Source organism: Shewanella gaetbuli (assembly GCF_023284065.1).
Taxonomy (GTDB): Bacteria; Pseudomonadota; Gammaproteobacteria; order Enterobacterales; family Shewanellaceae; genus Shewanella; species Shewanella gaetbuli.
Map to the genome: position 1 here is coordinate 1 of NZ_JAKIKP010000007.1, position 22795 is coordinate 22795.

19 protein-coding genes are annotated in these 22795 nt (G+C 40.4%); 6 read left to right on the forward strand and 13 right to left on the reverse strand.

Features of this window, described 5'->3' with window-relative positions; all coding sequences use genetic code 11:
• Window positions 1-218: 218 nt before the first annotated feature.
• Window positions 219-794: a GNAT family N-acetyltransferase gene (locus tag L2672_RS10470; protein ID WP_248995802.1), complete on the reverse strand. Its 576-nt coding sequence runs from the start codon at window positions 792-794 to the stop codon at window positions 219-221.
• Between the two features lie 169 nt (window positions 795-963).
• On the opposite strand from L2672_RS10470, the gene L2672_RS10475 reads away from it, so the two are divergent.
• The 4 genes from L2672_RS10475 to L2672_RS10490 all read left to right on the forward strand — a co-directional run bounded on the left by L2672_RS10475 (window position 964) and on the right by L2672_RS10490 (window position 9105).
• Window positions 964-2160, forward strand: a complete 1197-nt coding sequence (locus L2672_RS10475) for an efflux RND transporter periplasmic adaptor subunit (protein ID WP_248995803.1) — start codon at window positions 964-966, stop codon at window positions 2158-2160.
• Window positions 2161-2162: 2 nt separating this feature from the next.
• Complete coding sequence (locus L2672_RS10480) at window positions 2163-5345, forward strand: efflux RND transporter permease subunit (protein ID WP_248995804.1); 3183 nt, start codon at window positions 2163-2165, stop codon at window positions 5343-5345.
• 128 nt (window positions 5346-5473) lie between these two features.
• The gene (locus tag L2672_RS10485) at window positions 5474-6271 is read left to right on the forward strand and encodes a LysR family transcriptional regulator (RefSeq protein ID WP_248995805.1); all 798 of its coding nucleotides are present in this window, start codon (window positions 5474-5476) and stop codon (window positions 6269-6271) included.
• Window positions 6272-6390: 119 nt separating this feature from the next.
• The gene (locus tag L2672_RS10490) at window positions 6391-9105 is read left to right on the forward strand and encodes a bifunctional acetate--CoA ligase family protein/GNAT family N-acetyltransferase (protein WP_248995806.1); all 2715 of its coding nucleotides are present in this window, start codon (window positions 6391-6393) and stop codon (window positions 9103-9105) included.
• Window positions 9106-9565: 460 nt separating this feature from the next.
• Here L2672_RS10490 and L2672_RS10495 read toward each other — a convergent pair whose 3' ends face one another.
• The gene (locus L2672_RS10495) at window positions 9566-9982 is read right to left on the reverse strand and encodes a VOC family protein (protein ID WP_248995807.1); all 417 of its coding nucleotides are present in this window, start codon (window positions 9980-9982) and stop codon (window positions 9566-9568) included.
• Between the two features lie 113 nt (window positions 9983-10095).
• Between L2672_RS10495 and soxR the strand changes: the two genes are divergently transcribed.
• Window positions 10096-10533 (forward strand): redox-sensitive transcriptional activator SoxR, encoded by a 438-nt coding sequence (gene soxR / locus L2672_RS10500; protein WP_248995808.1) that lies wholly within the window; start codon window positions 10096-10098, stop codon window positions 10531-10533.
• Between the two features lie 271 nt (window positions 10534-10804).
• On the opposite strand, the gene L2672_RS10505 is transcribed toward soxR, so the two are convergent.
• The 8 genes from L2672_RS10505 to apbC form a co-directional block, all read right to left on the reverse strand.
• A complete protein-coding gene (locus tag L2672_RS10505) occupies window positions 10805-11596 on the reverse strand; it encodes a TatD family hydrolase (RefSeq protein ID WP_248995809.1) in 792 nt (263 codons plus the stop codon).
• 44 nt (window positions 11597-11640) lie between these two features.
• On the reverse strand, window positions 11641-11967 hold the full coding sequence (locus L2672_RS10510; protein WP_248995810.1) for a PilZ domain-containing protein: 327 nt from the start codon (window positions 11965-11967) through the stop codon (window positions 11641-11643).
• Between the two features lie 74 nt (window positions 11968-12041).
• Complete coding sequence (holB, locus tag L2672_RS10515; protein WP_248995811.1) at window positions 12042-13055, reverse strand: DNA polymerase III subunit delta'; 1014 nt, start codon at window positions 13053-13055, stop codon at window positions 12042-12044.
• A gap of 21 nt (window positions 13056-13076) precedes the next feature.
• Complete coding sequence (gene tmk, locus L2672_RS10520) at window positions 13077-13709, reverse strand: dTMP kinase (protein ID WP_248995812.1); 633 nt, start codon at window positions 13707-13709, stop codon at window positions 13077-13079.
• On the reverse strand, window positions 13706-14716 hold the full coding sequence (gene mltG, locus L2672_RS10525) for an endolytic transglycosylase MltG (RefSeq protein ID WP_248995813.1): 1011 nt from the start codon (window positions 14714-14716) through the stop codon (window positions 13706-13708). Before mltG ends, tmk begins: the two co-directional genes overlap by 4 nt.
• A gap of 48 nt (window positions 14717-14764) precedes the next feature.
• Window positions 14765-15589 carry an aminodeoxychorismate lyase gene (pabC, locus tag L2672_RS10530; RefSeq protein ID WP_248995814.1) on the reverse strand — a complete coding sequence of 275 codons (825 nt, stop codon included), beginning with the start codon at window positions 15587-15589 and terminating at the stop codon, window positions 14765-14767.
• 33 nt (window positions 15590-15622) lie between these two features.
• The gene (gene udk / locus L2672_RS10535) at window positions 15623-16261 is read right to left on the reverse strand and encodes a uridine kinase (protein ID WP_248995815.1); all 639 of its coding nucleotides are present in this window, start codon (window positions 16259-16261) and stop codon (window positions 15623-15625) included.
• 10 nt (window positions 16262-16271) lie between these two features.
• Window positions 16272-17402 carry an iron-sulfur cluster carrier protein ApbC gene (gene apbC, locus L2672_RS10540; protein ID WP_420833152.1) on the reverse strand — a complete coding sequence of 377 codons (1131 nt, stop codon included), beginning with the start codon at window positions 17400-17402 and terminating at the stop codon, window positions 16272-16274.
• A 142-nt stretch (window positions 17403-17544) separates the two neighbouring features.
• Here apbC and metG point away from each other — a divergent pair, with 142 nt between their 5' ends.
• Window positions 17545-19617: a methionine--tRNA ligase gene (gene metG, locus L2672_RS10545; protein ID WP_248995817.1), complete on the forward strand. Its 2073-nt coding sequence runs from the start codon at window positions 17545-17547 to the stop codon at window positions 19615-19617.
• A 167-nt stretch (window positions 19618-19784) separates the two neighbouring features.
• On the opposite strand, the gene L2672_RS10550 is transcribed toward metG, so the two are convergent.
• The 3 genes from L2672_RS10550 to msbA are packed head-to-tail and all read right to left on the reverse strand — an operon-like array spanning window position 19785 to window position 22781.
• Window positions 19785-19961: a Trm112 family protein gene (locus L2672_RS10550; RefSeq protein ID WP_248995818.1), complete on the reverse strand. Its 177-nt coding sequence runs from the start codon at window positions 19959-19961 to the stop codon at window positions 19785-19787.
• Between the two features lies 1 nt (window position 19962).
• Window positions 19963-20979 carry a tetraacyldisaccharide 4'-kinase gene (gene lpxK, locus L2672_RS10555; protein WP_248995819.1) on the reverse strand — a complete coding sequence of 339 codons (1017 nt, stop codon included), beginning with the start codon at window positions 20977-20979 and terminating at the stop codon, window positions 19963-19965.
• Entirely contained in the window at window positions 20979-22781 is a 1803-nt protein-coding gene (gene msbA, locus L2672_RS10560; RefSeq protein ID WP_248995820.1) for a lipid A export permease/ATP-binding protein MsbA, read from the reverse strand. The genes lpxK and msbA overlap by 1 nt, the downstream gene beginning before the upstream one ends.
• Between the last annotated feature and the right edge of the window lie 14 nt (window positions 22782-22795).

The window sequence follows — 22795 nt, forward strand, 5'->3', positions numbered from 1 at the left end:
CTCGAGGATGACGTATAAGACCAACTGTCATTACTCAATGTGGCCAACCGTCATTCCGGCAATGCTTGTGGGCCGGAATCTGCTTGCATTAGCCAAACTGCAGATCCTCGATAAAAGATCTCGAGGATGACGTATAAGACCAACCGTCAGTACTAATAAGCCCAGCCGTCATTCCGGCAATGCTTGTGGGCCGGAATCTGCCTTTATAAAACACCCCATTAGAGCTCTTTTTGGTAAAATACACTTTCAAAATCACCTAGTGGATCATGAAAGATTTCTTTTTTTAAGAAAGTCATGCCCAATTTTTCCATCACCTTCAAAGAAGCAATATTCTCTTCATCTGCAATGGCGGTGATAAATTCTACTTCATCTTGTGTCGCCATTAAGTCCACTATGGCTTGGGCCGCCTCAGTAGCAATTCCCTGCCCCCAAGTGCAGTGTTTAAAGCGCCAGCCAATTTCAAGATTATTAAGTAAACGGTTTTGATTAAAAAAGTACATAGGACGAATTAAAATCCAACCTAAATAGTCATTCTCTAAAGACGATGACAAACCTGCCATATCTTTAGCACTAACTTTCCATAAGCCATGGCCTTTTTGAGGATTATAATATTGCTTAAACCGTGGCATAAACACATTTTCTATTTGTTCCATAGTGGTTTTCTTACCACCGTTAATATACTTGGTTACCGCAACATCTTGGTCTAATTCAAAAAGTAAAGATTGATCATTTAACGTCAACATAGACAAGGTTAAACGTGATGTTTCTATTACTTGTGGAATAGTTTGGCTCATAAGTCACTCTTTTATTAAAATTATATTTTTGTGATAAATTGACACACAAGTTTACACATTGAAGCAACATCGCAACAACAATTACATTATTATAAGCTTAAAATGAATCAAGCTAATGAAAGTTAGTTAGAAAAAGTGTTTACAACCTTGCATCTACAGAGGACGTACCGTGGCCACAAAAAAACAAATCTTTCTACCAATACTTGTACTAGGGTTAGGTATTGGAGCATTTGTAGGTATTTCTGCGCTGAAAAAGCCACCAGAAGAAAAACCTGCACTAGATACAACGCCATTAGTTTCTGTAGAAAAAATACAATTCAAGCCCATGACATTCAGTGTATCGTCATACGGTGTTGTTAGTTCAAAATACAATACTAATTTGGTGTCTCAAGTCAACGGCGAAATAACTTATCTATCTGATAAATTTGTGAAAGGTGGCTTTGTCAATGCCGGTGAGATTTTGGCTAAAATTGATGCCAGTGACTATGAGTCAGACTTACTTGACGCACAAGCCAATATTGCGTCGGCACAAGCAGCCTTAGTGCAAGAAAAAGCCAATGCCAAAGTGGCTGAGCGTGAATGGGCCAATATTAGTAACGGCACTCCTACTGATTTAAGCTTGCGTAAGCCACAATTAGCCCAAGAAATTGCCAAATTAAAAAGTGCTGAAGCGGGCTTGCACCGTGCGCAACGCAATTTAGAACGAACCATCATTCGCGCTCCATATGATTCCTTAATTGCTAGCCGCGATATTGGCTTAGGTTCTTATGTCAGTAAAGGTACATCAATAGGTTCGTTGTTAAATACTGATGTTGCTGAGGTTCGTCTACCGCTTGCAGATAAAGAAATTCAATATCTTGAAGAAAAAGGCTTAAATGCGTCAGTGACGCTTGTGGGCAATTTTGCAGGCAATAAACACCAATGGAAAGGCACCATTGTGCGCAGTGAAGGTGTAGTAGACAGCAAAAGTAGAATGACCTATTTAGTTGCAGAAATTGCTGACCCTTACGGTCTAAAATCAGATAAACGTGAATTACGCTATGGGACCTATGTCACTGCAACAATAAATGGTTCTAATGCTGGTGACGTTACTATTGTACCTCGTCATTTAATTGTAAATAGTAAAGTTGCCATTATGGATGAGCAAAAAACCTTACGTTATAAAGACGTGACCATGCTCAGACAAGACGGTTCTAAAGTTGTTATCTCTGACGGGTTAGAAGACGGCATGTTACTCATCACCTCTGCACTTGATTATCCCATTGAAGGAATGAAGCTTGCGCTTCCAGAAGATAAAGTCCTTCAAAAAGAGCCCGCCTCAACTGAACCAGAACAAACCACTATTGCTATGGGTAGTGAGGATTAATCATGGAAGATACCAATAAAGGCCTAATTGCTTGGTTTGCGCGTAATTCAGTTGCCGCAAACCTGTTGATGATTATTATCTTGTTAGGAGGCTTACTAACCGCTAACACTATCAGGAAACAATTTTTCCCTGCGGTTGAGATTAACTGGATCGAGTTTAGTGCCGTTTATTCAGGCACTGCGCCACAAGAAGTTGAAGAAGGTATTACGGTAAAAATTGAGCAAGCTCTCGAACGTGTTCAAGGCTTGAAACGAGTGATTACTTATTCTAACCGAAATATGGCCAATGGTTATTTTCAAATTGAAGATGAATATGACCCTCAAGTTGTATTAGAAGAAGTTAAATCTGAAATTGATTCAATTTCTACCTTTCCAGCAGGGATGGAACCACCAAAAGTCGAGCGCATTAAAATTCGTCAAGAAGTCATGTATTTAAGTTTATACGGTGATTTAAGTCAGCGACAATTAAAAGACCTAGGTGAGAAAATTCATGATGAAATGATGCAATTGCCCGGGGTTAATATTACTGAATATTATGGCGGTTTAGCCTATGAAATTAGTGTCGAGGTCAGTAAAGATCGACTCAGAGAATTTGGTTTAACCTTTAATGATGTTGCCGAGGCTGTTCGCGGATATTCACGTAATATGTCTGCTGGCCAAATTAAAGCTGAAAATGGCTACATCAACCTTAGAGTAGAAAACCAAGCTTATGTTGGGTATGAGTTTGAAGATTTACCTCTTCTAACTTTAGAAGACGGCACCACGATTTTAGTGGGCGATGTCGCTACCGTAAATGATGGCTTTGAAGATGGCATTCAATACTCTAAATTTAACGGTAAAAACTCAGTCACGTTTTTCATTGGTGCAGCAAGAAATCAAAGTATTACCGATGTTGCTGCAACTATTCGCAATTACGTAGAACAAAAACAAAAAGCACTGCCACAAGGGGTTAGTTTTGAACCTTGGGTCGATATGACCTACTACCTTGAAGGTCGTTTAAACTTAATGCTGGACAGCATGAAAAGTGGTGCCATTTTAGTTTTCTTAATGTTAGCGCTGTTCCTACGTGTTCGACTTGCTTTTTGGGTAATGATGGGATTACCGGTTTGTTTCCTCGGTACTCTTTTATTTATGCCAATGTCATTTATCGATGTCACCATTAACGTGATTAGTTTATTCGCGTTCATTTTGGTACTCGGTATCGTGGTTGATGATGCCATTGTGATGGGAGAAAGTGCCCATACAGAATGCCAAGAAACCGGCCAGAATATAGACAGCGTTATCCGCGGGGTAAAACGCGTGGCCATACCCGCAACCTTTGGCGTATTAACAACTATCGCGGCATTCTTACCCATTACCCTTGATGACGGGCCTTCTAGTGCTTTTGGCCAAGCCATTGGTTATGTGGTTATTTTATGTTTGTTGTTTTCATTAGTGGAATCAAAACTAATTCTGCCCTCTCATTTAGCGAATATGAAACAACCTAAAGTCGTTCAACCGGGTTCTAAAAATCCTTTAGACTGGTTACGTAACGGTGTTAATTTTATTCAAGCTAAGGTTGAAAAAGGCTTAAGTTGGTTCATTGGCCATATTTACCGCCCTAGCCTTACGGTTGCCTTAAAATATCGTTATACCGTGATTATGATTTTCATTAGCCTAATCATGATTTGTGCAGGGTTATATGCAGGTGGTTTAGTGCGCTTTATCGGCCAACCTAAAATTCCCCATGACTTCCCTCGAGTTAAAGTTGAAATGAATGTTGATGCGTCGGAAAAAGCCACCCTAGATGCCGCATTAGCCATCGAGTCAACCCTATATAACGTTGATAAACAACTGGTCGAGCAATATGGGCAAGGCATGATTGCTGAGATGCAAGTTGACCTTCGTGGCCGCACCAGTGCTGAAATCATGACAAAATTAGTTGAACCAGCATTACGCCCAATTAATACCTTTGAAGTAGCTGAATTATGGCGTCAACAACTCCCATTAATACCTGGGGTTAAATCATTTACCATTCAAGACAGTTTATTTGGTGGGGGTCGTGAAGACGGCGACATTAGCTTTAGGTTAGAAGGTAAAGATGAGCAGCAATTGGTGGCAGCCTCTTTAGCGTTAAAGGAAAAACTTAACTCTCTCAAAGGTGTCAGCGACGTTAACGACAGTCGCCAATCTAGCGCTAAAGAAGTTCAGTTTGCCCTTAAACCTTTAGCCCATAGCTTAGGCTTAACCTTGGCCAATATCGCTGGGCAAGTGGGGAATAGTTTTTATGGTTTAGAGGCTCAACGTATTATACGCAATGGTGAAGAAATTAAAGTGATGCTTCGGTACCCAGAGGAACAACGTAACTCTATTGCTTTAGTTCAAGACGTGTTAATTAAAACCAGCCAAGGTGCAGAGCTACCTTTATCTGAAGTAGCTGAAATTACAGTAGTTCAAGGGGTGAATAGTATCCGCCGTGAAAACGGTAACCGTACTATTAATGTATGGGCATCGGTTGACGCTGAACAAGCTGAACCCTTTAAACTAGCCAAGAATATTCGCGATAATTTCATTCCTGAATTATTAGTAAAATATCCTAGAGTGCGCAGTGAAGTATCGGGCAGCATTCAAGAGCAATTAGACAGTGCAGATACCCAGTTACGTGACTTTATTGTTTCAATGCTGGTGATTTATAGCTTATTAGCAATCCCACTGCGTTCATACCTTCAACCCATAATGATCATGTCGGTGATCCCTTTTGGGGTTATTGGTTCAGTGTTAGGTCATATCATTCTAGGAATAGACCTTAGTGCCCTATCAGTATTTGGCATTATTGCCGCTGCAGGTGTTGTGGTCAATGACAGCTTGGTAATGGTCGATTACGTTAATAACTCCCGTAAAAAAGGCATGGCGATAACCGATGCGGTACTTAATGCCGGCTGCCGACGGTTTAGAGCGATCATGCTAACTTCATTGACTACCTTTATCGGCTTGGTGCCCATTATGTCTGAAACCAGTATGCAAGCGCAGATGGTTATCCCGATGGCCGTATCATTAGCATTTGGGGTATTGTTTGCAACCGTGGTGACGCTATGTCTGATTCCATGTTTATATATTGCCATTGAAGACAGCAAAAATATGATGGGTAAGCTGTTTGATATGTATAAGCCTGCGAAACACACCGATGACATTGCACATACGCACTAATGGCTAAGCTTTATTAAACCTAGTTAAGTAAAATGCCAGCAGTTTTGTTGGCATTTTTATTTCCGCACTTTGGCTTTTAAAATACCTAGTATAATATGGGTTATCACTATAGTTAACATTGTGTTCCCATGGATTTAAATGCCTTAAGTGTATTTGTTACGCTTTACAAATCAGGCTCTACTCAACGTGCAGCAGTTATTCTTGGCCGCTCGCAATCATATGTATCGAAAACATTAGCACAATTACGACAAGATCTAGGTGACCCTCTTTTTATACGCACCGCCAATGGTTTTCAACCCACAACTTATGCCATTCAAATAGCACCTAAAATTCAATTGGCCATTGAACAAATAAACTCAGCACTAGAACCTGAAAAGTTCAATCCCATGCACATTGAGCATATTTGCATTCATGTTGTTGAACCCATGTTGGTAATTATAGGAAAGTCACTGGTTGAAACTATAAGAGAAAAAACTAACGCAATCATTGAACTTCGCCACTGGCGCAAACAAAGTAATGCTCTATTAATTGATGGTACTGTTGATATTGGAATTCACGGACTCAAAGAAAGACCACAACAGTTATACCAGAAAAAAATAGCTCAAGGCAGTGCGACATTATCAGGTAATTTGGCAGGCGAGTATGTAAAACTACTTGTTGAAGACTATAACGAACACATCGAACTTCATAAATCTACTGACCATAAGTTAGATGCGACCATACTTGTCGATAATTATGTTGTGTTAAATCAATTGCTAGAGCAACATTATACCTATAAGTTTCAATTGCCTAGTGATAATGTTAAACAAGAGATTGGGGTAGATATCGCATTAATTTGTAATGCTTCGCGACGTCACGAACAAAAAATCAAATGGCTATCCAATATTTGTCAAAATGTTATTCAACAAGCCATCCAAAAACCTTAATTTTGTGAGTTAAAACAAACGAATTGACTATCAATAGACTGATGAAATGTATCATACTGAATAATTAAATTTATCATTAAATAGCCTGTGCATCACCGTGTGTTTAAAAGGAGTAAGACATGAGTCAACGTAGCATTCTGGCAGTATTTAAACCTAAATCTGTAGCGGTAATTGGTGCGTCTGACAACCCAACGCGTGCGGGTAGAGCTATAATGCGTAACTTACTCACAGGTGGTTTTTCTGGCCCTATTATGCCCGTCACACCAAAATATACTGCCGTTATGGGTGTTCTAGCCTACCCGAGTATTGAGTCACTTCCAGTTAAACCTGACCTTGCCATTATTTGTACCGCGGCGCATCGCATCCCATCTATTGTTGAACGTCTAGCGCAATTCGGCTGTAAAACCGCCATTATTATGGCCAGCGGAATGGCCGATTTAGTCGACGATAATGACAACAACCTGCTTTATCAGACTCAACAGCATGCTAAACGGTTTGGCATGCGCATTTTAGGCCCAAACAGTTTAGGGATGATATTACCCAGCATAGGACTTAACGCCAGTTTAGCCCATGCAAGTGCCCAGGCCGGTAAAGTCGCCTTTGTGTCACAGTCAGCTGCCATTTGTACCACAGTGTTAGATTGGGCCAATAATAAAGGTATTGGCTTTTCCTGCTTTATATCCTTGGGCGATGCTTGCGATATAGATTTTGATGAATTACTTGACTACCTTGGCCGCGATAGCCGTACAACTGCCATTATGTTGTATATCGACTCTATCAAAGATAAACGCCGTTTTTTATCTGCTGCTAGAGCTGCGTCTAGAAATAAACCCATATTTGTTATTAAATCAGGCCGAAGCAATGAAGGCTCTCAAGCGGCTAAGTTACATACAGGTGGTATTCAAGGAAACGATGCCGTATTTGAAGCGGCTTTTCGCCGCGCGGGTATGTTAAGAGTGAATGACTTGATTGAACTGTTTGCAGCAGTAGAAAGTTTAGCCCATGCCTCGGTATTAAATGGAGAACGTTTAGCCATCATGAGTAACGGTGGCGGCCCTGCAGTATTAGCGGCTGATGAACTTATTCTGAAAGGCGGTAAATTAGCCACTTTGTCAGCCGATGTGACTTCATCATTAAACGATATTTTACCTAGCACATGGTCTAAGCAAAACCCAATTGATATGGTGGGCGATGCCGATGCAAAGCGTTATGCTAATGTGCTTAATGTACTGATGAATCAAGAAGATATTGATGCGATTCTTATTTTACACTCACCCTCTATCATGCAACAGAGTGAGTTAATTGCGCAGAGTATTATTGATACCTATTTACAGCATCCTAGAAAAAACAAGGTTAATATTCTTACTAATTGGAGTGGTGAAGACTCAGCCTACTTGGCTCGTAAACAATTTAATCAATCTAGCATACCCACTTACCGAACACCTGAAGGTGCTGTGCGGGCATTTATGCATATGGTTGAATACCGTCGTAACCAAAAATTACTTCAAGAAGTTCCGCAGTCAATTCCTGAGAATATCCCCACCGATAGCGTTACCGCCCGAAAACTATTGCAACAAGCTCAACAGAACAACCAGTTGGTATTAGGCACTAATCAAGTGAGTCAGATTTTAAAAGCCTATGACTTAACTACCATCGAAACCTGCTTTGTCAGCAATATTGAAGATGCGGTTAACATTGCCGATAAGGTTGGCTACCCAGTGGCGTTAAAGATTCAATCACCCGATATTCAATATAAGTCAGATGTTCACGGCGTTATGTTAAACCTCACTAGCGCCGAAGACGTTCATCAAGCGGCGCACTCTATTATAGAGCGAGTACATCAAGTTAATCCGCAAGCAAAAATAGAAGGTTTAATCATTCAAAAAATGGCATTAACCGCAGGCGCGCAAGAAATACGCGTATCCGTTATTAATGATCCGGTTTTTGGCCCTGCAATTTGTTTAGGCGAAAGTGCAACTGAGTGGGACCCCACTAAAGATGCCGCTGTAGCCTTACCACCACTAAATATGGCCCTAGCCCGTTACATGGTGATTCAAGCCCTAAAAGCTAACAAACTACGCGATCGACATTTACCATTAGGGCTTAACATGAATGCACTGTGTATTATGTTAACCCAAATATCACACTTAATTATCGACTGCCCTGAAATAGCTGAAATTGATTTTAACCCCATATTAGCCGCCGGAGAAAACATCACATTGCTAGATGTTGATATGCGATTACACCCAGCAGGCGCAGATAACTCGCAACGTTTAGCCATTTTACCCTACCCTAAAGAACTTGAAGAAACCCTGACCTTAAAGAATGGTCTGCAAGTCATGCTAAGGCCAATTTTGCCTGAAGATGAGCCAAAGCATATGGACTTTGACAACGCCTTGTCTGACGAAGACCGTTATAAACGTTATTTTGGAGTGAGATCAAAAATGACCCATGAAGAAATGGCGGTGTTAACTCAAATTGACTTCTCAAGAGAAATGGCATTTATTGCCACCACAAAGCTTGAAGACGGGCAAGAACTCACCTTAGGTGCTGTTCGTGCCTCTACCGACCCTGACAATACTGAAGCTGAGTTTGCCATGGCGGTTCGTACCGACTATCAAGGTATTGGTTTAGGTAAAAGATTATTGGAAAAATTGATTCATTATTACCGACATAACGATACTCCGGTATTAACAGGGTTCACCATGTTTGAAAATAGAAACATGGCAAACCTTGCTAAATCTTTAGGATTCGATGTGAGTTTTGATATGGACGAGCACTTAATCAAAATGCATATGGAGTTTAAGCCTCAAAACACACATGAAGATTGTTAAACTTTAAACAAAGCAGACCCTCGATAAAAAATCTCGAGGGTGACGGGGTGAGCGTCATTCCGCTAACACTTTTGAACCGGAATCTGTTTTATACTTGTTATTGAGCAACTCATTTAAGCTAAAAACTCAAACCAGATCAGACCCTCGATAAAACGTCTCGAGGGTGACGGGGTGAGCGTCATTCCGGTAACGCTTTTGAGCCGGAATCTAATTTATACTTGTTATTGAGCAACTCATTTAAGCTAAAAACTCAAACCAGATCAGACCCTCGATAAAAGATCTCGAGGGTGACGGTGTGAGCGTCATTCCGGTAACGCTTTTGAGCCGGAATATGTTTTATACTTGTTATTGAGCAACTCATTTAAGCGAAAAACTCAAACCAGATCAGACCCTCGATAAAAAATCTCGAGGGTGACGGGATAAATGTCATCAATTATACTCAGTAACACCTGTCATAATCTTATTTATACTGATTACGTAATGCAGGTATATCACTGAAATATTGTACAAATTCAACTTCCATTCCATCAGGGTCGATAAAATAGGCGCTTTTAGCATAAGGTTCATTACCGCCCCACACCCTTACTTCAAACCCGGCTTTATTTAACCTTTCAACTAATGACGATAGGTCATCGACAACATAAGCAAAATGCGCCACTCCTAAGGTTAATGACGTCAGATCTCGGTTTTCGCCAGTACCAGGTTCATTGAAGCTTAAATATTGATAATCGTCGCCAAAATGAACCCAATTACGCGGTTTTCCATACCACTCTGACTGTCCTTTACCACGAATTGTCCAGTGCGGCATGGCTGCTTGATAAAACGTTAATGTATTAGCAATATTTTTAACCACTATATTCGCGTGTTCTAAATGCATTCCTTTATCCTTAGTAAAATCAACACAGACACAGCATAAAACCTCAAGTTAACTTGAGGTAAAGTATTTTTTGAATTATTTTTAAAGTTAATAATTCAATACGGGAGATAACCATGCTGCAAGAGTACGATTTAACAGTGGGACAAGTGGCAAAACGCTGCGGCATAAAGGTATCCACCCTGCACTTTTATGAGCAAAAAGGCTTAATTAAGTCGTTACGAAATAGTGGTAATCAACGCCGGTATCAGCGAGATGTGCTAAGAAGAGTGGCCATTATTAAAGCAGCACAACAATTTGGTATCAGCTTAATAGATATACAAACAACCTTTGCCCAACTGCCAAATAAACGCACACCAGATAAAGATGATTGGCAGCAACTTTCGCAGCAATGGCGAGCTAAATTGAATAAACAAATTGCAGCAATGGAAGATTTACGTGACTCACTTGATGGATGTATTGGCTGTGGGTGCTTATCGATGACGAGCTGCCCTTTGTATAACCCTGACGATAATTTAGCAGATAAGGGAACAGGAGCGGTATTATTGAAATAATATTGTCAGCGTCATTATTGTCAAGTCATTGATAATAAGTCATTAAATAGCCAAATAATAAAACAATTAAAATAAAAGAAAAAAATCGCACAATAATTCGCCAAATTTGTAATCTGTGCCTATAATTTATTCAGAGATTAGTTCTCAACTCTAGCGCACGGCTCGTAAAGAGCCATTTCCCTAGACCCAAAACAATTGGATTGTTTTGGGTCATTTTTTTTGGGTGTTTATAGTCAAAACCGCATATAAATCTATAGCGGACAGCTAGTAATCAGCTTCTGCCAATTATTTTTGCTGCATCTTTGAATAAGTTAAAGAAGTTTTCAGAAGTATAATCGGCTAAATCTTGATACTTATCACCACGTAATTCAGCCACAAACTCTGCCACATCACGCACATAAGCTGGCTGGTTTTCTTTACCACGATGCGGAACGGGCGCTAAATAAGGAGAGTCTGTTTCAACTAATAATCTATCTTTTGGTACTTTGCGAATGACACTACGTAATTCACCCGCATTTTTGAATGTCACAATACCTGAGACTGAAATATAGAAACCTAAATCAAGTGCTGCTTTGGCCATTTCCCATGTTTCTGTAAAGCAGTGCAATACTCCGGCAACTTTATCGGCATTACCCGCTTTTAACATAGCTATGGTATCTTCACGGGCATCGCGGGTATGAACGATTAGCGGTTTATTAACTTCAACTGCTAAAGCAATTTGTTGCTCAAAACATTGCTGTTGGAGCTGTTTGGTTTCATTGGCATAAAAATAGTCTAACCCTGTTTCACCAATGGCAACCACTTTAGAGTCAGTTGCATATTGCTTAATTTGGCTGACATCTAAACCGTCTTGAACATCTAGAGGATGTACACCAGAAGACAAAAACACGTTGTCAAACGCAGCGACTTTTTGTCGCATCTGCTCAAAGCCTTGCTGGCGTACATTAACGCATAACAAGTAATCCACACCTTGGGCTTTTGCATTGTCCATAATGGCTTGCAAACTAGCTTGATCAGGGGCGGCTTTGAGGCGGTCTAAATGACAATGTGAATCTATTAACATAATAAATGATGTAGGTTATCAAAAGGATTGCAGAGCATACAGAGCTACATTGTACAGGTCAAATCACCGGAAGATAATTCTTGTGCTAGTAACTTTTCAATATGATGTTTATGGCTTTCAGGATCGGTTTTAATTTTAATTCCAATGCCAGCAGGCCGCCCGCCGGAGGCTCCAATAGGGTTAATCCAAACAACGCTGCCACGAAACTCATTAACTTGGCTGGTGTTTGGTAAGCGATAGGCAATCGTTAGCTCTTGACCTAAAAAGTGGCTCTCTGTGGTTGCCACAAACAGCCCTGCAGGCTTTATAAACGGCATGTAGGCACGATAAAGTTGATGCAAAGTATCGTAGTTAACCACCAAATCGACCATAGTATCTCTTAATTCTCTAATGAAATGATAAGCAAATGATGCAGTTACTGTTAGTTATAGTATACGCTCATTTCTTAGGTTAATGCTAGCACATGCTTGAATTGCAAAACATATTTTTGACACAAGGCTTGAGTATTCACATTTGCAGTGGTGGACAGCTTATGACTCATTGCCATCACCTCGCCTGCTAATGCAATAATTCGAGATTGAATCAATGGATTTAACCGTGCAGACTTGTCGGAGCTATCTGTCAGATTGATATTACTTTTTACAACATATTGTCTGAGGTACAAGTATAGAACCTTTAACGCATCTATCAATTGTAAATCGGTTAACTTCAATAAACTGTCATGTAAATGACCAGATTGAAGGCTTTTCGCCCAGTCTTTACGGTAATCGAGCAACTGTTGATAATGATTAGTTTGCAGGCTTTCTGCTAGTTTAATCGGCCCGCCGACAACACTCAAACACCAAGTCACATCATGGCGCTTTCCCTGTTCATCTGCGGCTGGTAATAAATTCTGAGCTTCTAACCAGACTAAAATTTGTTGCTTTGAGGGAGCTTTGAACGCCACTTTTTGACATCGACTGGTTATCGTCGGCAGTAAGTTAGCAACGGTATCGGTTTGCAATAACAGTAACGTGTCTTCGCCGGGTTCTTCTAAAGTTTTTAATAAAGCATTGGCAGCAGCAATATTCATTCGCTCAGCATGTTCTATTATTGCAACCCTTGCTCCAGACTGTTGAGCAGTATGGGTTAACGACTGACAAAGTTGACGAATTTGATCAACCTTAATTTGTGCACCGTCACTTTGAATACGATGTAAATCAGGATGGTTACCAGCATCACACAACAAACAGGCTTTACAATGACCACAAGCTCCGCCTTGAGTTTTATTAATACACAAAGCAGACTTGGCCATACTGTTAACTAACGCAACACCACCTAATGCCATATCTACGGCAATAAGCTGCGCGTGACTATGCTTATTTTGGCAACATAAATGACAAAACTGTTGGTATGGTGCTACTAACCACGGATATTGGCTTATATCTTGTGCTGAGATGTTGGCTGATTCATTTGTCACGCTTTTTGTTGGCCTTTTTATTTATTCATTAACTAACTGTTGGGTTAATTTCTGACGAATATCTTGATGCACTTTTTCCATAGTCTGACTGGCGTCGATAACGATTATTGACTCATCTTCTGCCGCATATTGTAAAAACGTGGCACGTGCCCGTTGAAAAAACGCAATATGCTGTTGTTCAATTCTGTCTAGTTCTCCGCGGGCAGAGGCACGTTGTAGCCCAAGTGACGGCTCTATATCTAAATACAAAGTCAGATCAGGCTTAAACCCTTGTAAACTCGCGTCACTAATTGCCTTAACAAGTGGCATCAGTCCACGTCCACCACCTTGATAAGCCAGTGAAGAAAGATTATGTCTATCCCCTAACACCCACTGACCTTCTGCTAATGTAGGCTTAATAACGTTGGCGATTAATTGGGTTCGTGCAGCGTAGAATAGCAAGCACTCAGCTTCGTCACATAGTGGATCGGATTCGTCTGCAATTTTCACCAAATCACGCATTTTTTCAGCCAAAGGCGTTCCACCAGGCTCACGTGTGCACACAGGGGCTTGACCAGTATGTTGCTCAATAATGCTATGAACAAGTTCTATGGCACTTGATTTACCCGCACCTTCTAACCCTTCAATGACAACAAATTTTCCTTTTTGGCTCATTTTCTGTTTCTCTGATATTGGTTCACGGCACGGTTGTGTTCTTTAAGCGTTTTTGAAAAAACATGACTGCCGTCATTTCTGGATACAAAGTATAAATAATCTACTTTAGCCGGGTTGGCTGCTGCATATAAAGACGCTTTACTTGGTGCAGCAATAGGGGTTGGCGGCAAGCCATTAATTCGGTATGTATTAAACGCTGTTTTTTCTAAAATGTCTTTACGAGTAATATTACCTTTGTATCGATCACCCATGCCATAAATAATGGTCGGGTCAGTTTGTAAACGCATCCCTTTTTTTAAGCGATTATTAAACACAGCACTCACCCAATCTCGTTCAGAGTTTTGTGCGGTTTCTTTTTCAATGATTGAAGCAATAATTAACAACTCATAGGGTGTAGATAGCTTTAAGTCTGGGTCACGTTGTTGCCATGCTTTGTCTAGGTGCTGTTGCATCATATTGTAGCTGCGCTGCAGCATTGAAAACATATCTTCATCAGCACGGTAATGATAGGTTTCAGGAAAAAACTTTCCTTCTGGTAACCCTGAATTATCACCATTGGCTTCTAACACTTTAACAAACACATCTGGTTCAAACTCCATGTGTGGCAATTGTTGTAGTGTGGGGATCCACTCTTTGATCGTTTGCCCTTCAATTAACGTTACCGAAAAACTAACTTCTTCACCACGGGTAACCCGAGTAACAAAATCCACTAACTTATCTTCGGGCAATATTTGATACAAACCCGTTTTGATCTGCCCTAGTTTTGGCTCTAATTTAACTAAAAAACGGGTTTTCCAACTGTCAGTGATCAACCCTTGCTCTTCTAACTGGCGGGTTAATTTCACCAAAGACATACCTGGTTCAACCGTAAACGAGATCGGTTCAGCTAAGGTAAGAGGTTGTTGTTTATAGTCTAGAATATCTTTGGCATACCAATACATCGCCAAACATAATAAGGTGAAAAGAGGAATAGCACACGCTAGAATTCGAGTTATCAATGTTTTCATAAATATTATTTTTTATTGTCTTTTTAATAAGTTATTGGCTTATTTGATTTATAAGTTTAGATGTTCAACAACTTGTGGTGTCAATTCCCAAGGCACAAAAGCTTTATCATCAATTCGTTTAATATTAATCAAGCCAATTAAGCTATTCGAAATTAAAGCACTGTCCATACAGGCTAAATCAGTATAACTCATTGGAGTAATATTAATTTTACAACCTAAAGCCAGCATTTCATTAATCACCGCTTGACGCATAACACCACTCACACCGGCACAAGATAATGCAGGGGTATACACTTCATCCTCTTTTACAAAAAAGATGTTAGCCATAGATGATTCGACAATGAGATTATCACTATCTAGCACCAACCAATCGTCAATCCCAGCAGGCAACGGCGCAGATTTAATCAATACTTGCTCTAATCTATTTAGGTGTTTCATCCCTGCTAGCAAAGGTTGTTTGGCCAATTTAACTGACGAGCTAGCCAAGTTAATTCCCTGTTGTTGCCATTGCTGATAATGTGCTGGAATATCATGTACTGATGTAACTTCTGTTATCGTAGCTTCAGTTGGAGCTTGATAGCCTCGGCCACCAACTCCACGGGATAACAGCAATTTTATACAGTGATTGGGGTATTCGCTAGCTAATTGAAGTAGATGTTGTTTGAGTGGTTTTGAAGGTTGCCATTGTATTCCTAAACGAAGGCAACCTTGCTGTAAGCGCGATAGGTGTACATCAAACAACGCAATACCAGACTCATTAATCGATGCTTGACATGTTCGCATGGTAGCAAACATGCCATCACCATAGGCTAAACCGCGATCAAATGGGTTAACAGTGCCCGCTTGTTGTTGATTTACCCAGACTAATGCCATTGAATATCCTGCTTCAGTGAACGAATTATACGTTTATTTAGCTAATAAGTGCTGAATACGCGCTTTTAGAATATCCGTCGCGATACGGTTTTTACCGCCACGAGGAACGATAATATCAGCATATTGCTTTGATGGTTCAATGAACTGTAAAAACATAGGACGAACAGTTTTTTTGTATTGTGAAATCACCGACTCCATTGTACGGCCACGTTCAGCCACATCACGGGTCAATCTGCGTAAAAAACAAATATCTAATGGTGTATCCATAAATACACTGGCATCCATTAAGTCACGCAATTTAGGGTCAGTGAGTAACAAAATGCCTTCTAAAATAATCACCTTTTTAGGCTGCATAGCTAAGGTTTCAGCCATACGAGTATGCTCAGTATAACTATATTTAGGAATATTAACCGCTTGGCCTTGTTTAAGCTGTTTTAAATGCGTGGCTAGCAGTTGATGATCAAGCGCTTTTGGGTGATCATAATTAGTTTGAACACGCTCATCCATGGTTAAATGTGATTGATCACGATAATACGCATCTTCATTAATCACACCAATTTGATTAGTACCTAAATCACGACATAGCTCTTGAAATATAGTGTTTGCAATTAAACTTTTGCCCGACGCAGAAGCACCTGCAATACCAATAATCACACATTGTTGAGAGTTCATAGCCTAAATCCTACTCGTCGTCTGAAATACTAATTGAAACAGTGGGTTTAACTTGTTGCAGTGCAAGCTCTGCCCCTAACTTACGGGCAATTTCACGGTAAATTCCAGCAACTTCAGATTCTGGCTCTTTGACAACACATGGTGCACCCACATCCATTGATTCACGGATATTGATATTTAAAGGTAATGCTCCTAGTAAAGGCACATTGTAGCGCTCTGCAATTTTGCTACCACCATGAGTACCAAAAGGATGTTCTTTATGACCACACTCAGGACACAAATGGAAACTCATGTTCTCTACAATCCCCAATACAGGAATTTGCACTTTGTTGAACATAGTGATGCCTTTTTGTGCATCTGCCAAAGCAATATCTTGCGGTGTAGTCACAATAACCGCACCACTCACAGGAAACTTCTGTGAAAGTGTTAATTGAATATCACCTGTTCCTGGCGGCATATCAATAATTAAATAGTCTAGTTCAGGCCATTGAGTTTCGTTTAATAATTGCACTAACGCCCCGGCAGCCATAGGCCCACGCCATACAGCAGCTTCACCGTCACCTAACATAAAGCCAATTGATTGAGCCGCAATGCCATGAGCATGAGCTGCTGTCATAATCTTGCCATCAGGAGATTGTGGTCTGAAATTGGGGATACCTAACATTAGCGGAATAGATGGACCATAAATATCGGCATCTAAAATACCCACTTCAGCGCCTTCAGCTTTCAACGCTAAGGCTAGATTAACAGCGGTGGTCGACTTACCTACCCCACCTTTACCTGATGCAACCACAATCACTTGTTTAACATTGGTAATTGGCGCAACAGAAGTGATGGCAGAATACACTTTAGGTTGAAAGTCAATTTCACATTCAACTTCATCAATGGCATCTAAAACGGCAAGTTTTTTAGTGATATCCATTACGGTATCACGGTACAGCGTTTGGCATGGGTATGGGTAAACTAACCCGAGTAATAATCTTTTGCCTTCTATGGCTAATTTAACAACACAACCAGCGGCGACAAGGCCTTTATTAAGATAAGGATCTTGATGGGCATCAAGAATAGATAACACTGGTGCTAATAATTGTTCATCAAGTTGATAATCAGGATAGGAAATAGACAAAAGCGGGGCTCCCATTGGCAAATTTCAGCAAGTGTACCAGATGTTAGCTTAAATTTAGCTATTTATGAGCCATTTTAATTGATGTTTTGGTGAAAATATTGCTTTTTTCGGTTAGTATCAGGGCAATATTTTTAGCGTAATTCGATGTTGAGAAAAAATGACACTATCACAGCGTAAAATTCTGGTTACCAGCGCCCTTCCTTATGCTAATGGCCCAATTCATTTAGGTCATATGCTTGAATATATCCAAACAGACATATGGTCTCGCTATCAAAAGCTTCGTGGCCACGAATGTTATTACATTTGTGCAGACGATGCCCACGGCACGCCTATTATGTTAAAGGCTCAACAATTAGGAATTGCGCCTGAAGAAATGATTGCTCAAGTTCAAAAAGAGCATCAACAAGACTTCGCTGACTTTAATGTCAATTTTGACAATTTTCACAGCACCCACAGCCCTGAGAACCGTGAATTAGCTAGCAGTATTTATTTAAAGCTGCGTGACGGCGGTTATATCAAGTCAAAAACTATCTCTCAGCTGTTTGATCCTGAAAAGTCGATGTTTTTACCAGATCGTTTTGTCAAAGGAACTTGCCCTAAATGTAAGTCTGAAGATCAATACGGCGATAACTGTGATAATTGTGGTGCTACTTATAGCCCAACAGATTTGATTGACCCTAAATCAGCGGTTTCAGGTGCTACGCCTATCATGAAAGATAGTGAGCACTTTTTCTTTGACCTACCGGCCTTTGAAGGCATGTTAGGCGAATGGTTATCTTCAGGTGCTTTACAACCAGAAATTGCCAACAAGTTACGTGAATGGTTTGACCAAGGCTTACAGCAATGGGACATTTCTCGCGATGCGCCTTACTTTGGATTTGAAATCCCTGACCAACCTGGCAAATTCTTCTATGTATGGCTAGATGCCCCAATCGGCTATATGGGTTCATTTAAAAACCTCTGTGACAAACGTGGCGACATCAACTTCGACGAGTTCTGGAATGTAGATTCTACTGCCGAGGTATATCACTTTATTGGCAAAGATATTGTCAATTTCCACGGTTTATTCTGGCCAGCTATGTTACATGGCGCGAACTATCGCCAACCAACCAGCGTATTTGCTCACGGCTATGTCACTGTTAATGGTGCAAAAATGTCTAAGTCTAAAGGGACCTTTATTAAAGCCCGTACTTACTTAGATAATTTAGACCCTGAATATTTACGTTATTACTATGCGGCTAAACTCAGTAGCCGTATTGACGATTTAGATTTAAATCTTGAAGATTTTGCCCAACGTGTTAATTCAGATCTTGTCGGAAAACTGGTTAACCTAGCATCAAGAACCGCTGGTTTTATTAGCAAGCGTTTTGACGGTAAATTGGCAAAAATTGAAGACAATAGTTTAGCTGAAACCTTTTTAGCCAAACAAGACGAAATTGCCGAGTTTTATGAAAGCCGTGAATACGGTAAAGCCATGCGTGAAATAATGGCATTAGCCGATATTGCTAATGGTTTTGTAGCTGACCAAGCTCCGTGGCAGTTAATCAAACAAGAAGACAAGCAGCAACAAGCGCATCAAGTATGTTCTATTGCATTAAATTTATTCCGAATTTTGGTTACTTACTTAAAGCCAGTACTACCAAGATTAAGCCAAGACGTAGAAGCCTTCTTACAGCTTGAATTAACCTGGAATAACCTAGCTATGGATATGGCTGGTCACGAAATTGTCCAGTTCAAAGCATTAATGCAACGTGTTGACTTAGATAAAGTGACCGCTATGGTTAATGATTCAAAAGATAACTTGCAACCGAATCAAGCGCCTGCAAAAGCGTCTAAAAAGGAAGCTAAAGTAGCTGATAAGCCACAAAGTACAGGTAACCCATTAGTAGACGATCCTATTAGTGAAACCATCGCTTTTGATGACTTTGCCAAATTAGACTTACGTATCGCACTTATTGCTAAGGCAGAGCATGTTCCCGAAGCTAATAAGTTACTTAAACTACAATTAGATTTAGGCGGCGAAACCAAACAAGTCTTTGCTGGAATTAAGTCAGCCTATGCCCCTGAAGATTTAGAAGGCAAATTGACCGTTATGGTGGCTAACCTTGCCCCACGCAAAATGCGCTTTGGTATGTCTGAAGGCATGGTATTAGCCGCAGGCCCAGGTGGTAAGGATTTATGGATTCTTGAGCCACATGAAGGTGCTCAACCTGGTATGCGTGTTAAATAACTTAATATCCGTAGCTCAGGTTAAATAACTCGCGCTTAAATAACCTGAGCTGAAATAACAAAAAAGCTGCAATCATTAGATTGCAGCTTTTTTTATGGTTTATATTGTCATTAACTGTTTGAAAACCAGCACAAATAAAGCTTAATCATTCACAAAGATGAAAGCAGTTATTCTGCAACTAAGGTTTCAGCACGGTTTTCAAGCAACACCGGAATACCTTCTGTAATGGGATATGCTAATTTATCAAACTTACAAATGAGCTTTTGGGCTTCTTTATCAAACTCCAGCTTACCTTTACACACTGGACAAGCCACAATATCAAGTAACTTTTTATCAAAAGCCATGTTAGTTTTCCTTTTTACGTTGAATAAGTTGAGTCACACGACTCATAAACTGATGATCAAATTCTTTACTTAGCTTCGCATTTACTGGCAAATACCACCAGTTTTGTGATGCAAATTCGCGACATTTAACCGCATCTTTTTCTGTCATTAATAATGGTGACTGTTTTGCTAGCGCATTTAATGTCTTTGCTTGATACGCTTGATGATCTTCAAATGCAACCGCCTTAACAACATTAAAACCCTGTTGAGTTAAACTATCAAAAAATCGTTGCGGGTTACCAATACCTGCTATGGCAACACATTCATCATCAAAATTGGGCGCGACAAATTCGGTCGCTAGATCAGTATTTACCGCTTGCAGTGGTGCAGGTTCTAACAACATTAGCTGTTCATTCATATTATTGTCGGCAACTAGCGGGCCACCATTATTGATAATCCAATCAACTGAGTTAAGCCGCCACAAACCTTCACGTAATGGTCCTGCGGGAATTAAACACTCATTACCATAGCGTCTTGCGCCATCAACTAATGCAATTTCTAAGTCGCGCTCCAAGGCATAATGTTGTAGGCCGTCATCACAAATAATCACATCAACATTAAAATCATCAATAAGCTTTTGAGCAGCCAAAACCCGCTGACTGCCCACAACCATAGCGACCTGAGTACGCTGATAAATCATTAACGGTTCATCACCCACTTCATCAGGAGTACTCGAATTTGTAACCGCTCTAACACCAGTACCAGAACTGCCATAACCACGGCTAACGACACCCGGTTGCAAACCATTGGCTTTAAGTAAGTTGATTAAATGAATAACGGTTGGAGTTTTGCCACTGCCGCCAGCGGTAATATTACCCACTACAACAACAGGTACAGACAGTTGTGAGCGAGTTTTCAGCCCTAGGCGAAATAATAATCGTCTTAGGCTGGTAATTACTGCAAACAGTGCAGATAAAGGTAACAGCAGCCATTTAAGCCAATGTTTGCCGTACCATATTTGGTTAACTAACTTTTGCATCAGCTACCAAACTGCATCTGATATAAGTTAGCGTAAACTCCCTGCTGTTCAATCAAGTCGCTGTGTACTCCGCGCTCAATAATTTGTCCTTGATCAATCACCAAGATTTCATCTGCCGACTCAATGGTTGATAAACGGTGGGCAATAACCACTGAGGTTCGATTGTGGCGTAAATTGTCTAAACCTTGTTGAATGGCTTTTTCAGATTCAGTATCTAATGCTGAGGTGGCTTCATCTAAAATTAGCACGGGTGCATTACGTAAAATGGCACGTGCAATGGCAATTCTTTGACGTTGTCCGCCAGACAATAACACGCCATTTTCACCCACTTGAGTATCAAGCCCTTCAGGTAAAGCTTCAATAAACTCCATTGCCGAGGCAAGTTCAGCCGCTTGTTCAATTTGCTCACGAGTCACTTCACCTGGGTAGGCATAAGCAATATTGTTAGCAATTGAGTCGTTAAACAAGGTCACTTGTTGAGATACTAGTGCAACCTGTTCACGCAGGTTTTTCAATTGATAGTCATAAATACTGGTGTTATCAAGCTTAATATCACCTTCTTCTAACCCTTCATAAAAACGAGTAATTAAGTTGGCAATGGTGGACTTACCTGAACCTGAACGGCCAACTAAGGCCACTGTTTTACCTGATTTAACGGTAAAATCGATGCCATTAAGGGCTTTCTTATCTTGTTCAGGGTAGCTAAAGTTTACATTTTCGAAGCTCAAATCGCCTTTAACACGATCAACTTTATGGGTACCTGTATCTGACTCTGCTGGAGTATCTAATAATTCAAAAACCGTAGTACATGCTGCAATACCACGCTGGAATTCAGCATTAACTCGAGTAAGGTTTTTAATTGGCTGCAACATTGCCATCATTGCGCCTAGAATAGCGGTAAAAGTACCAGCGGTTAGTTCTGACTGCATGCTATCCCAACTTGCTGCATACAACACAAAAGCCAATGCAAATGATCCAATAATCATAATCAGAGGTTGGCTAACAGACTGTGCCACAGCAAGCTTCATATTCTGATGGCGGTTTTTATCATTCACTTGATAAAAACGTTTGGTTTCAGTTTCTTGACCACCAAAGGACAACACATTCTTATGGCCTTTAATCATTTGCTCTGTGGTTGCTGTTACGCCACCCATTGCTGACTGAATTTGTTTTGAAACTTTACGGAATCTTTTACTCACAACACTGATCACAACCCCCATTAAAGGGCCTATGACTAAAATACACAGTGATAATTTCCAAGAGTAAAAGAACATAATGGCTAACATGCCAAGAACGGTCATAGAGTCTCTTACAATGGATATCAAAGCACTACCCGATGCTCTGGCAATTTGTTCAGTGTCAAATGTGACTCTAGAAATAAGATTACCGCTGTTTTCACGGTCGATATAGCTCACAGGAAGTCTAAGATAATGTTCAAAAACCTGTTGGCGCATATCCATAATAAGTTTGGCACTCATATAAGATACGCAATAAGTTGACACAAAGTTGGCAAAACCGCGCAAAGTGAACATGGCTATCACCACAAAAGGCGCCATCTTCATAATATCGTTGTCGGTATTAAACCCACCGTGTGTGGGAATATCAACCCCAGCAACATTAGTGGCTGAGCTTGCAAAGCCTTGGTCGATAAAAGGTTTAATAAAAGCAATAAAACCGGCGTCAACTGCGCCATAGGTAATGAGCCCCAACACAGCCATAAAAAACATCGACTTCATGGGTAACACATAAATCATTAAGCGTTTAAATACGCTCCACATTTCATTATCAGATGGTGACGACATTAATAATATTCTTT